We start from the raw sequence: 10,590 nt of genomic DNA, 5'->3' as shown, positions 1-10,590 counted from the left end.
ACGATCGAGGACCTGCTCGAGTGGCGCAAAAGCCATTCCGCGCCGGGCGAGCCCTGGGTCCTGCGCACCCGCATGACGCCCAAGCGGGCGCCGGAGATGGTGGGCGGCGGCTCGGTCTACCGGGTGTTCAAGGGCGTGATCCTCTGCCGCCAGAAGATCCTCGACATCCGCACCGTCGGCGAGGGCGTGACCGCCCGATGCGAAGTGGTGCTGGACGCGGAATGCGTGCGCGTGGCGCCGACCCCGCGCCGGGCCTTCCAGGGCTGGCGCTACCTTGAGCCCAATGACGCCCCGCCGGACCTCTCCGACGCCGGGGCCGAGGAGATCCCACCCGAGCTCGCCCGCGAGCTGCGGCTGCTCGGGGCGTGGTGACTTCCTGATCCGCTCATCCGACTCAAGTCCGGATCCATTCTGACTCCGGCGCGGCGATGGCGCTGCTTGGATCCCGGCTTTGACCGGGATGACCGGCGGCGGGTTCAGACCCCCAGATTGTCGATCAGGCGGGTCCTGCCGAGAAAGGCGGCGGCGAGAATGCGCTTGTCGCGGGCCGAGCCTTGGTCCAGGCGGGCCAGGGTCTCGGCGTCGCGGACTTCGAAGTAATCGATAGGCGAGAAGCCGGCCCGCTCCAGGGCGGCGCGGCCGGTGGCCTCCACGCGTTCGATGGATTCGCCTTCGCGCAGGCGGCGGGCGGCGTCGGCCAGCGCCTGGTGCAGACGGGGCGCGACCTTTCGCTCCTCCTCGGAGAGGTAGGCGTTGCGGGAGGAGAGGGCCAGGCCGTCCTCGGCGCGAGCGGTCGGCGCGCCGACGATCTCGACGGCCAGGTCGAGGTCGCGGACCAGGCGGCGGATGACCTGAAGCTGCTGGTAGTCCTTCTCGCCGAAGACAGCGACGTCCGGCGCGGCCTGGATGAGCAGCTTGGAGACGACCGTGGCGACGCCGGCGAAGTGGCCCGGGCGGGCGGCGCCGTCCAGCGGCTCGGAGACGCCCGAGACGGTGACGGTGGTGGAGAAACCCGGCGCGTACATCTCGTCCACGGTGGGGGCGAACAGCAGGTCGCAGTCTGCGCCGGCCAGCAGCTCGGCGTCGCGGGTCTCGGTGCGGGGGTAGCGGGCGAAGTCCTCGTTCGGGCCGAACTGGGTCGGGTTCACGAACACCGAGGCGACGACGTGGTCGGCGTGCCTGCGGGCCAGGGCGACCAGTGAGAGGTGGCCCTCGTGCAGGGCGCCCATGGTGGGGACCAGCGCCACCTTCTGGCCCGCACGCTTCCAGCCGGAGACGACGGCGCGCAGATCCTTCACGGCGCGGACGGTGGGGAGCGGGGGGCTCGACATGGTCCCGGCTTATGGCCGAGGGCGGCCGCAGCGTCCATGGGCCGCGGGCGGCGAAGCGCCCGTTGACGCTGGCGCCGGAAGGGAGTCTCGTCGCCGCTCAGACTCGCACTAAACCAGAGGCCCACGGGTCGGGGGATCGAACGCGCCATGTCACAGGCCAAGGTCATCGTCGTCGGCAACGAAAAGGGCGGCGCGGGCAAGTCGACCATCGCCATCCACCTGGCGACGGCGCTGCTGCACGGCGGCGTGCGGCTGGCCGTCCTCGACCTCGATCTGCGCCAGCAGTCGATGGCCCACTTCTTCGCCAACCGCGCCGCCTGGCTCAAGGCGAACGGCAAGGAAGCGCCGATGCCGGCGGCCATGCCGCTGGGCGGCGACGGGCCGAAGCTCGCGCGGCTCTCCGATGAGGCGGCCGTGGCCCGGCTGACCGAAGCCTTCGAGGCCGCCGCCGCCGAAGCCGACGTGGTGCTGATCGACACCCCCGGCGGCGACACCGCCACCTCGCGCACCGCCCATGGCCTCGCCGACCTCATCGTCACCCCGATGAACGACAGCTTCGTCGACTTCGACATGCTGGGCGTGGTCGATCCCGTCAGCCTGGAGGTGAAGCGCCCCAGCCTCTACGCCGAGACCGTGTGGAACAGCCGCAAGATGCGCGCCGCCGGCCAGGGCCGGTCGATCGATTGGGTGGTGCTGCGCAACCGCCTGGCGCCGACCGAGGCGCGCAACCGCAAGCGGGTGGACGAGCGGGTGCAGGCGCTGGCCAAGCGCATCGGCTTCCGCGTCGGGCCGGGCCTGCGCGACCGGGTCATCTACCGCGAGCTGTTCCCCTTCGGCCTGACCATCGCCGATCTGTCCACCACCATCAGGCCAATTCCGGTCTCCCTGCAGCACGTGGCCGCGCGCCAGGAGCTGCGCAGCCTGGTCAGCTTCCTGGGGCTTGGCGAGCTGACCGGCGGGCGGCTGCTGGCCGCCGAGTGAGCTACCTCGCCATCGGGGCCGCGGCGCTGGCCCTGATCCTGTGGCTCAGCCGCGGCAAGCCGATCCTGAAGCGCGCCGAGTGGCGCATCGCCTCCGCCGCCCTGGCGCTGGCCGCCTTCGCGGGCGCTGCCTACGTGGGCATGCGCGGCGGCTGGGGCACGGCGATCGTGCTGGTGGTGGTCGGCCTGTGGCTGCTGGTCTCGGCCCGGCGCACCGGCCTCGGGCCCGGCGCCGCCGTCAAGGGCTCCGCGATGAGCGAGGCCGAGGCCCGCTCCATCCTCGGCGTCGGCCCGCAGGCGACCCGCGCCGAAATCCTCGCCGCCCACAAGCGCCTGATGACCATGGCCCACCCCGATAAGGGCGGCACCAGCGGCCTGGCGGCCCAGCTGAACGCGGCGCGGGATCGGTTGCTGAGGAAGTAGCGCGCCGATGCGCGCACCTTCATCGTCATGGCCGGCTTCATGCCGGCCACCCATCCTGATGAGCCCGGTCTGCCGCAACGGGCTGGGTCGCCGGGACGAGCCCGGCGATGACGGACGGGGGGAGCGACGCCACAAAGAAAAACCCCCGCCGAAGCGGGGGTGAAGCGGGTGTGGACCCAGACTGTTTACGCTACTGAACGCGACGCTACTCAGCTCGGCTTGATGACCAGGCAGGGCTGTTTCTTGGCTTTCAGTTCGCGGCAGGCGGCCTTGGCGTTGGCTTCGGTCATGCCGGTGAACTGCGCGCGGTGCTTGCCGCCGCCTGCGTCGGTGACGCCGTTGGCGCTGGTGAACGGCGCGCCGTAGCGCTTCTTGACCAGGGCGAGCTGCTCGCGCGCGTCGGACTTGGACTTGAAGGCGCCGACCTGGACCGTCCACTTGCCCTTGGCGGCCGCGGCGGGCTTTTCGGCTTCCTTCTTCTTCGCAGGCTTGGCGGTGGCGCGGGCGGGCTGCGGCGTGGCCGAGGCCAGCTCGATCCTCAGGCCGTCCTGATCGGTGTCGCCCTGCTCCACCGACGGGCGGGTGAGGGGACCGGAGGGCTCCGGCTCGAACAGGTTCTGGGCGACGGTGATCTGCTCGCCAAGCGCGCGGCGGCGCATCACCGAGAAGCCGGTCAGCATCAGGTCTTCGGCGTTGTTGTCCCGCGCCGCGCCCGAGGGGCCGCCGAGCACAATGGTGATCAGCCGGCGGCCGTCCTGCACGCCGGAGACGGCGATGTTGTAGCCGGAGGCGTTGGTGAAGCCGGTCTTGATGCCGTCGACGCCGGGCACGCGGCCGAGCAGGCGATTGTGGCTGCGGATGGTCTGGCCGCGGAAGTCGAACGCGCGGGTGGAGAACAGCTTGTAGTACTGCGGGTAGTCCCGCATCACCGCCCGCGAGAGGATGGCCAGGTCCCGGGCCGTGGTCAGCTGGCGGCTGTCCGGCAGGCCCGAGGCGTTGGCGAAGTGGGTGTTGTTCATCCCCAGCTCCTTCGCCCGCAGGGTCATCAGCGCGGCGAAGCGCTGCTCGGTGCCGCCGACGTGTTCGGCAAGCGCGACGGCGATGTCGTTGGCGGACTTAGTGGCCAGGGCCTTCATCGCGTCGTCCACGCTGATGGTGTCGCCGGGGCGCAGGCCGAGCTTGGTCGGGGACTGGGCGGCGGCGCGCGGGGAGATCACCACCCGGTCGTCCAGCTTCAGCTTGCCCGAGGCCAGCTGCTCCATGACCAGATAGAGGGTCATGACCTTGGTGATCGAAGCCGGATAGCGCTGGCTGTCAGCGCGCTTGGCGTACAGCACCTCGCCGGTCTTCGCATCGACGACGATGGCGGCGTACTTCGGCTGCTGGGTCCAGCCGCTGGGCGCGGCCTGGGCCGGCGCGGGGAGGGTGGTTCCACTCAGCGCGACCGAAAGCGCAAGGCCAACGGAAAGCAACAGGCGGCGGGCGGGCTGGGACATGCGCTTCGTCCGTCGAATCAACTGGTTAAGGGGCTTTGACGCCCGCGAAGCCTGTAGCATGCCGCATCGTGGTTTATGGGGGGTTAAACAGGTGCGTTACCGGACCCTTTTGTCGCAGTCGAGCTGGAACCATTTTGGGTTCGCCGCAAGCGCATAGCTTCCCCAGCGCCAGCTGCCATTGTGCAGTGCAACAAAACCCTTGACTGCTGCACTGCAGCATGAGATTACACCGGTATGGCGAAGAATACTCGCCCCAAGCCCATCACTGCGGCTCCCCCCGCCGCCACCGAACCCGGAGCTAGACACATGGCCGCCGCCGAAACCATCAACAATACCGTCGAGAAGTTCACCACCGCCGGCAACCAGGCGTTCAAGGACGCCATGGAAAAGACCCTGGCTGCGATCAACGAGGCCAGCGCCTACTCGCGCCAGAACCTGGAAGCCGTGATCGCCTCGACGACCGCCGCCGCGAAGGGCGCCGAAGCCCTGAACGCCCAGGTCGCCGCCTTCGCCAAGAAGTCGGTCGAGGACAATGTGGCCGCCGCCAAGTCGCTGGCTTCGGCCAAGAGCGTGCAGGAAGTGGTCGAGCTGCAGACGACCTTCGCCCGCAGCGCGCTGGAGGCCTACTTCGCCGAGCTGAACCGCTGGGGCGCCACCGTCACCGCCTCGGTGAAGGAATCGGTGCAGCCGCTGAACGAGCGCGTGACCGCCACGGTCGAGCGCCTTCAGGCCGCCCGCTAAGGCGAACGCCAGGCTCGCGCGCCCTCCCTCTCCAGTCGCGCGACTAGCGAAGGCCCGGACCGGCGACGGTCCGGGCCTTTTCTCGTTTTGAGCCGGCCCCAGGCTGCTGCTAGCTTGCCGCCATGTCGCAGGTGCAAGAGCGTCTCGCCGCCCTCGGGCTGGAACTGCCAAACCCCGTCGCCCCAGTCGCCAACTATGTGCCCTTCGTGCGCATTGGCGAGCTGGTCCACATCTCCGGCCAGGTGTCGGTGGACGCCTCCGGCGGCGTCCGCGGCACGGTCGGCGCCGACGTGGACATGGACACGGCGGTCAAGGCCGCCCAGCTGTGCGGCCTCAACCTGATCGCCCAGATGCGCGCGGCCTGCGAAGGCGACCTGGACCGGGTGGTCCGCGTCGTGAAGCTCGGCGGGTTCGTGCAGGCGGCGGAGGGCTTCTCCGCGATCCCGCAAGTGATCAACGGGGCCTCCGACCTTATGGTCGAGGCCTTCGGCGACCTGGGCCGGCACGCCCGCTCGGCGGTGGGCGTCTACCGCCTGCCGATGGGCTTCGCGGTTGAGGTCGATGCGGTGGTGGCGGTGAGGTGAAGGCCAAGTTCGGCGAGGCCTGGGATCTGCTCTTCCACCCGCCGGTGGCCCACCGCGGACTGTGGTCCAAGGACGGGCCGCCGGAGAATTCCCTCGGCGCCTTCCAGGCCGCCTGCGCCGCCGGCTACGGCATCGAACTCGACGTGCAACTGTCCGCCGACGGCGAGGCGATGGTCTTCCACGATGACGACCTGCAGCGGATGTGCGGCGTTTCCGGCAAGATCGGCGACCGCTCGGCCGCGGACTTGGGCGAGCTGAAGCTGGCCGGCGCGGACGAGCGCATTCCGACGCTGGTCGAGGCGATGGCGGTGATCGGCCATCGCGCCATGGTGCACGTGGAGCTGAAGACGCCCTATGGGGCCGTCGGTCCGCTCGAGCAGCGGGTGCACGACATCCTGATTGACCACAACGGGCCGGTCTGCGTGATCGGCTTCAATCCCTATTCCCATGCCTGGTTCGCCGACCGGCACCCCAACTTCCTGCGCGGTCTGGACAGCTACAGCTACAAGCGCGCGCCGCACCTCAGCGAGGGACAGCGCAAGGCGTTCGCACGCCTGGAGCATGTGGACATCGCCCGGCCCCACTTCCTGGCCCTGGGGATCGACATGCTGCCTTCCGAGCGGGCAGACGCCCTGCGAGCCAACGGGATGCCGGTCGTGGCGTGGACGGTCAGGGATCCGTCGCAATGGTCGGCCATCAAGGACCATTGCGACAGCCTGATCTTCGAGGGCTTTCACCCGTGAAGCTGAAGCCGGCGGTTCGTGTCTGCCGCCGCATTTCCGAGATCGGCAAGGCGGCCTGGGACGGCTGCGCGACCAACCCGGCGCACCTGGGCAACCCCTTCGTGCTCTACGACTTCCTGGACGGTCTGGAGGCGACGGGCTGCGCCGTCGAGCGCACCGGCTGGGGGCCGCAGCACCTGGCCGTGGAGGACGAGGCCGGGGAGGTGGCGGCGGTTATGCCGCTCTATCTGAAGTCCCACAGCCAGGGGGAGTACATCTTCGACCACGCCTGGGCCGACGCCTACGAGCGGGCCGGCGGGCGCTACTACCCCAAGCTCCTGTCGGCGGCGCCGTTCACGCCGGCGACCGGCCCCAGGATGCTGATCCGGCCGGACGTCGATCCGAACGAGGCGCGCGGCTATCTGGTGGGCGGCGCGCTCAGCCTTTGCGAGCGCTACGGCGTCTCCTCGTTCCACGTGAACTTTCCCATGGAGGCGGAGTGGCGGTGGATGGGCGACCAGGGCATGGCCCTGCGCCAGGGCCAGCAGTACCACTGGAACAACGCCGGCTACCGGGACTTCGAGGAGTTCCTGGGGGCCCTGTCGTCCGGGCGCCGCAAGACCATCCGGCGTGAGCGGCGGGAGGCGCAGGCCGGCCTCGAGATCGCCTGCCTGACCGGCGGGGATCTGACCGAGGACCACTGGGACGCCTTCTTCGCCTTCTACATGGACACCGGCTCGCGCAAGTGGGGCCGGCCGTACCTCACCCGGGCCTTTTTCTCGGAGCTCGGCGAGCGGATGGCTGATCGGGTGCTGCTGGTGATGGCCCGCCGCGGCGGTCAGTGGATCGCCGGGGCCCTCAACCTGATCGGCGACGAGGCGCTCTACGGCCGCAACTGGGGCTGCATCGAGGACGTGCCCTTCCTCCACTTCGAGCTCTGCTACTACCAGGCCATCGAGTGGGCGATCGGGCGCGGGCTGAAGCGGGTCGAGGCCGGCGCCCAGGGCCAGCACAAGATCGCCCGCGGCTACCTGCCGACCCCTGTCTACTCCGCCCACTACATCGCCGACCCCGCCCTGCGCGGCCCGGTCGAGCGGTTCGTCGAGCAGGAGCGGGCGATGCTGCAGGGCGAGATGGAGTGGCTGAGCGAAGAGTTTTCACCGTTCAAGCAGGCGGGCTAGGGCGCACCTCGACACCGCTCCCCCTCCTTCGTCATGGCCGGCTTCATGCCGGCCACCGATCCTGATGAGGCAGGTCCGCCGCCACGGGCTGGGTCGCCGGGACAAGCCCGGCGATGACGGATGTTTGGGGTGGGCTCTTAAGACCGCTCCCACGCCCGTCGCAGCAGGTCGCGGACGGTGTCGTCCACCTCGGCCGGACCGGCTAGCTCCAGCCGGCCCTTTAGACGCTCGGACCAGCCGTCGTTCTTCGGGCCTGTCAGGCGCGGGTCGACGTCGGGCGTGAGCGCCAGGCCCAGCGCCGCCTTGCCGCCCTTCAGCGGACGCAGGGCGGCGAATGCGACCTTGCGGGAGAAGACGGTGAAGCCCTTGCGCTGGCCAACGACGACTCCGTCCAGGCCGCCCGCGGCCTGCTCCACCTCCTCCAGAATTGCGGTCGAGGCCGGGTCGGTCCACAGCTTGGCGCGCAGCGCCTCCGGCTGGTCCCAGCGGTCCTCGGACGGGAAGGCCTGCGAGAGCACGTAGGACGCCCGGTTGATGCCGAGGCCGTGGTGCTCCTTCAGCCACTTCTCGCGCGCCTTGGGCCTGGTCTCCGGACAGGTGCGGGCGATGGCGACCCATTGGTCGATCGTCCTGCCGGTGTCGCGCTCCAGGCTGGCCTGGACCGAGGCGAACCACTTCTGCTGGCGTTCGGTGAGCCCGGATCCTGCCGCCACGTTCCACCTTCGGAAGCGATTTGCTAGGACACGCTCCAAACCTTGTGGAGCCGCCGGATGAGCTTGGACGGGACCTACGACGAGGGCAACATCTTCGCCAAGATCCTGCGCGGCGAGATGCCGGCGGCCAAGGTGTTCGAGGACGACCACGTCTTCGCCTTCATGGACGTCTTCCCCCAATCCCGCGGCCACACCCTGGTGATCCCCAAGCACTCGCGGGCCCGCAACCTGCTGGAGGAGGAGCCGCAGGTGCTGTCCCACCTGGTCCTAGGCGTGCAGCGGGTAGCGCGGGCGGTGCGGGCTGCGCTGCAGCCGGACGGCATCGTCATCACCCAGTTCAACGGCGCCCCGGCCGGACAGACCGTCTATCATCTGCACGTCCACATCATCCCTCGCTGGGAGGGCGTGCCGGTGGGCCGCCACGCCTCCGGCGGCATGGCCGATCCCAAGGAGCTGGCGGCGCTGGCGGAGCAGATTGCGGCGAAGATCAGCTAGTTCGGACTGGCGAGCTTCATCAGCACCAGGCCGCTGACGATCAGCACTGCGGCGACCACCCGCATCGGACTGAGCGACTCGCCCAGCAACGCGACGCCGACAACGAAGGCGCCCACCGCGCCGATGCCGGTCCAGACCGTGTAGGCCGTGCCGAGCGGCAGGGCTTTCATCGAATAGGACAGGAGCGCGAAGCTGGCGAACATCGTCGCGAAGGTGATGATGGTCGGCGTGACGCGCGTGAAGCCGTCGGACTGCTTCATGAAGAAGGCCCAGACGACCTCCAGCAGGCCGGCGAAAAAGAGGGATATCCAGGCCACGGCAGGCCCTCCTTGTGACAAAGGGCCGGGCCGTCCCGGACTTCTGCCCTCGGGGAGAGGGGGAGGACGTGGCCTCGCGGCGGCTGAGATAGGCGCCAGGAGCTAAGGTGGCAACCGAATGAGCACAGATCTGTCGCCGCGGCTGAGAGCGGTCGTGGACGCTCTGCCGCTGCGGCCGGGAATGCGCGTGCTGGAGATCGGCTGCGGTCCGGGCGCGGCCGCGCGCGAGGTCGCCAAGAGGATTGGAAATGGGCACGTGCTGGCCATCGATCGGTCGGCCAAGGCGATTTCCCAGGCCCGCGCCGGCTGCGCGGCCGAGATCGCGGCCGGCCGGCTCAGCCTTCGCCAGGCCGCCGTCGAGACCTTCAAGCTCGCGCCGGGCGAAGCGCCCTTCGACCTCGCCTTCGCTGTGCGGGTGGGCGCGCTGGACGGCCGGCATCCGGAGCTCGAAGCGCAGGCGCTGGCGCGGATCGCGGCGGCGCTCACGCCCGACGGCCGGCTCTACATCGACGGTGGCGATCCGCTGAAGCTGGTGCCGTTAGCGCGCTGAGAGGCTCAGCGCCAGGCGAACACCGGCTGCTCCAGGTCGGCGACGCGGGTGATGCGGCCGGCCACCAGTTCGCGCAGCTGGTACACCAGGGCGGCGGTAGGGGCATGGATGTACTGCTCGCCGATGTAGACTCGGATCACCGGCCTGGGGCTTTCCGGGATGGTCTCGAAACCGATGGCGTCCTCGCGGGCGATCTGGTCGAGGCGGATGCAGTGGACCGAGGCCACCTCGTGCGGGTTGGGGTTGAGCGCGCTGACGTCGCCCAGCCACGCGACCACCGGCGAGATCGCGTAGCCCGAGCGGGTGGGGTAGTCGTCGAGCACGCCGAGGATGTTCTCGGGCGGCAGCTTGAGGCCCAGCTCCTCTTCCAGTTCGCGCAGGGCCGCTTCCTCCAGCGTTTCGCCGGGATCGCAACGGCCGCCGGGCAGGGCCCACTGGCCGGCGTGGGCGCGCAACTCGGCCGAGCGGCGGGTGAGCAGGAAGGCCGCTTCGCCCGAGCCGTCGTCGGCCTCCACCAGCGTGATCGCCACCGCCGCCCGCTTCAGGTCCTCGCCCTCGTAGGCGATCCGCGGGAAGGTGCGGCAGCGCTCGCCGAAGCGGCGGCGGAAATCGTCGTCGAAGCGGCTCATGAGCGGAGGACGGCGCGGGCCAGCATGCGGGTGTGGGCGTCGACCAGCTCCTCGCGGTCCACCCAGGGGAAGTGAGGCCGGGCGATCAGCAGCGCCACGAGCCCGTGCATGCCGGCCCAGACCGATTGCGCCAGCCGCTCCGGATCATCGGTCTTGATCCGGCCCTCGGCGTGCATGTGACGAATGGCGCTGCGCAGGACGTCGAATGCGCCTTCGCCTGGCTTGCGGGCCACCGGCGCGCCCTCCGGCGGCGGCGGCGCCTCGATCATGAAGGCGACACGATAGGCGTCGGGGTTCTCGAGGCCGAAATCGACGTAGGTCTTGAGGGCGGCGGCCAGCCCCTCCTCGGTGTAGGCGAAGTGCGGCCCCGTCAGCCGGCGCTCCAGCTCTGTGAAGGCCCGGACCGAGAGCTCGGCGGCGATGTGATC

15 protein-coding genes are annotated in these 10,590 nt (G+C 70.0%); 9 read left to right on the top strand and 6 right to left on the bottom strand.

The genetic code is table 11. The features are described from left to right. Positions 1–372: DUF1489 domain-containing protein (locus VHK87_RS18705; RefSeq protein WP_329636407.1), on the top strand; the 372-nt coding region annotated here is incomplete at its 5' end. 104 nt (positions 373–476) lie between these two features. Here the strand turns inward: VHK87_RS18705 and panC are convergent. Then, positions 477–1,331 (bottom strand): pantoate--beta-alanine ligase, encoded by an 855-nt coding sequence (gene panC, locus VHK87_RS18700; RefSeq protein ID WP_329636406.1) that lies wholly within the window; start codon positions 1,329–1,331, stop codon positions 477–479. 147 nt (positions 1,332–1,478) lie between these two features. On the opposite strand from panC, the gene VHK87_RS18695 reads away from it, so the two are divergent. Both VHK87_RS18695 and VHK87_RS18690 read left to right on the top strand, forming a co-directional pair. Beyond that, positions 1,479–2,312, top strand: coding sequence for a division plane positioning ATPase MipZ (locus VHK87_RS18695; protein WP_329636405.1), 834 nt, complete (start codon positions 1,479–1,481; stop codon positions 2,310–2,312). After that, positions 2,309–2,734 (top strand): molecular chaperone DnaJ, encoded by a 426-nt coding sequence (locus tag VHK87_RS18690; RefSeq protein WP_329636404.1) that lies wholly within the window; start codon positions 2,309–2,311, stop codon positions 2,732–2,734. Before VHK87_RS18695 ends, VHK87_RS18690 begins: the two co-directional genes overlap by 4 nt. 209 nt (positions 2,735–2,943) lie before the next feature. Here VHK87_RS18690 and VHK87_RS18685 read toward each other — a convergent pair whose 3' ends face one another. After that, positions 2,944–4,230, bottom strand: a complete 1,287-nt coding sequence (locus VHK87_RS18685) for a D-alanyl-D-alanine carboxypeptidase (RefSeq protein WP_329636403.1) — start codon at positions 4,228–4,230, stop codon at positions 2,944–2,946. 306 nt (positions 4,231–4,536) lie between these two features. Here VHK87_RS18685 and VHK87_RS18680 point away from each other — a divergent pair, with 306 nt between their 5' ends. The 4 genes from VHK87_RS18680 to VHK87_RS18665 all read left to right on the top strand — a co-directional run bounded on the left by VHK87_RS18680 (position 4,537) and on the right by VHK87_RS18665 (position 7,458). Further along, complete coding sequence (locus VHK87_RS18680) at positions 4,537–4,971, top strand: TIGR01841 family phasin (protein WP_329636402.1); 435 nt, start codon at positions 4,537–4,539, stop codon at positions 4,969–4,971. Between the two features lie 122 nt (positions 4,972–5,093). Next, positions 5,094–5,555 (top strand): RidA family protein, encoded by a 462-nt coding sequence (locus tag VHK87_RS18675; protein ID WP_329636401.1) that lies wholly within the window; start codon positions 5,094–5,096, stop codon positions 5,553–5,555. Beyond that, complete coding sequence (locus VHK87_RS18670) at positions 5,552–6,298, top strand: glycerophosphodiester phosphodiesterase (RefSeq protein ID WP_329636400.1); 747 nt, start codon at positions 5,552–5,554, stop codon at positions 6,296–6,298. The genes VHK87_RS18675 and VHK87_RS18670 overlap by 4 nt, the downstream gene beginning before the upstream one ends. After that, on the top strand, positions 6,295–7,458 hold the full coding sequence (locus VHK87_RS18665; RefSeq protein ID WP_414694168.1) for a GNAT family N-acetyltransferase: 1,164 nt from the start codon (positions 6,295–6,297) through the stop codon (positions 7,456–7,458). The genes VHK87_RS18670 and VHK87_RS18665 overlap by 4 nt, the downstream gene beginning before the upstream one ends. 137 nt (positions 7,459–7,595) lie before the next feature. Here the strand turns inward: VHK87_RS18665 and VHK87_RS18660 are convergent, their stop codons facing one another. Then, on the bottom strand, positions 7,596–8,171 hold the full coding sequence (locus tag VHK87_RS18660; protein ID WP_329636398.1) for a DUF4287 domain-containing protein: 576 nt from the start codon (positions 8,169–8,171) through the stop codon (positions 7,596–7,598). Positions 8,172–8,228: 57 nt separating this feature from the next. Between VHK87_RS18660 and VHK87_RS18655 the strand changes: the two genes are divergently transcribed. Beyond that, positions 8,229–8,666, top strand: coding sequence for an HIT family protein (locus VHK87_RS18655; protein ID WP_329636397.1), 438 nt, complete (start codon positions 8,229–8,231; stop codon positions 8,664–8,666). Here the strand turns inward: VHK87_RS18655 and VHK87_RS18650 are convergent. Further along, positions 8,663–8,983 carry a DMT family transporter gene (locus VHK87_RS18650; RefSeq protein WP_329636396.1) on the bottom strand — a complete coding sequence of 107 codons (321 nt, stop codon included), beginning with the start codon at positions 8,981–8,983 and terminating at the stop codon, positions 8,663–8,665. The genes VHK87_RS18655 and VHK87_RS18650 overlap by 4 nt on opposite strands. A 118-nt stretch (positions 8,984–9,101) precedes the next feature. Between VHK87_RS18650 and VHK87_RS18645 the strand changes: the two genes are divergently transcribed. Next, positions 9,102–9,533: a class I SAM-dependent methyltransferase gene (locus VHK87_RS18645; RefSeq protein ID WP_329636395.1), complete on the top strand. Its 432-nt coding sequence runs from the start codon at positions 9,102–9,104 to the stop codon at positions 9,531–9,533. A gap of 5 nt (positions 9,534–9,538) precedes the next feature. Here the strand turns inward: VHK87_RS18645 and VHK87_RS18640 are convergent, their stop codons facing one another. Beyond that, the gene (locus VHK87_RS18640; RefSeq protein ID WP_329636394.1) at positions 9,539–10,162 is read right to left on the bottom strand and encodes a CoA pyrophosphatase; all 624 of its coding nucleotides are present in this window, start codon (positions 10,160–10,162) and stop codon (positions 9,539–9,541) included. After that, on the bottom strand, positions 10,159–10,590 hold a 432-nt coding region (locus VHK87_RS18635), incomplete at its 5' end, for a TetR-like C-terminal domain-containing protein (protein WP_329636393.1). The genes VHK87_RS18640 and VHK87_RS18635, both read right to left, overlap by 4 nt.

It is taken from the genome of Phenylobacterium sp. (assembly GCF_036263695.1).
Lineage (GTDB): Bacteria > Pseudomonadota > Alphaproteobacteria > Caulobacterales > Caulobacteraceae > Phenylobacterium.
Note: the sequence above shows the minus strand (reverse complement) of the source record. Positions and strands in the feature narration are given on the sequence as shown.

What these genes read in the sequence shown, in the direction of transcription:
- panC (WP_329636406.1), bottom strand. Translation starts at nt 1,331, where the DNA reads ATGTCGAGCCCCCCGCTCCCCACCGTCCGCGCCGTGAAGGATCTGCGC.
- VHK87_RS18695 (WP_329636405.1), top strand. Translation starts at nt 1,479, where the DNA reads ATGTCACAGGCCAAGGTCATCGTCGTCGGCAACGAAAAGGGCGGCGCG.
- VHK87_RS18685 (WP_329636403.1), bottom strand. Translation starts at nt 4,230, where the DNA reads ATGTCCCAGCCCGCCCGCCGCCTGTTGCTTTCCGTTGGCCTTGCGCTT.
- VHK87_RS18680 (WP_329636402.1), top strand. Translation starts at nt 4,537, where the DNA reads ATGGCCGCCGCCGAAACCATCAACAATACCGTCGAGAAGTTCACCACC.
- VHK87_RS18675 (WP_329636401.1), top strand. Translation starts at nt 5,094, where the DNA reads ATGTCGCAGGTGCAAGAGCGTCTCGCCGCCCTCGGGCTGGAACTGCCA.
- VHK87_RS18655 (WP_329636397.1), top strand. Translation starts at nt 8,229, where the DNA reads ATGAGCTTGGACGGGACCTACGACGAGGGCAACATCTTCGCCAAGATC.
- VHK87_RS18645 (WP_329636395.1), top strand. Translation starts at nt 9,102, where the DNA reads ATGAGCACAGATCTGTCGCCGCGGCTGAGAGCGGTCGTGGACGCTCTG.
- VHK87_RS18640 (WP_329636394.1), bottom strand. Translation starts at nt 10,162, where the DNA reads ATGAGCCGCTTCGACGACGATTTCCGCCGCCGCTTCGGCGAGCGCTGC.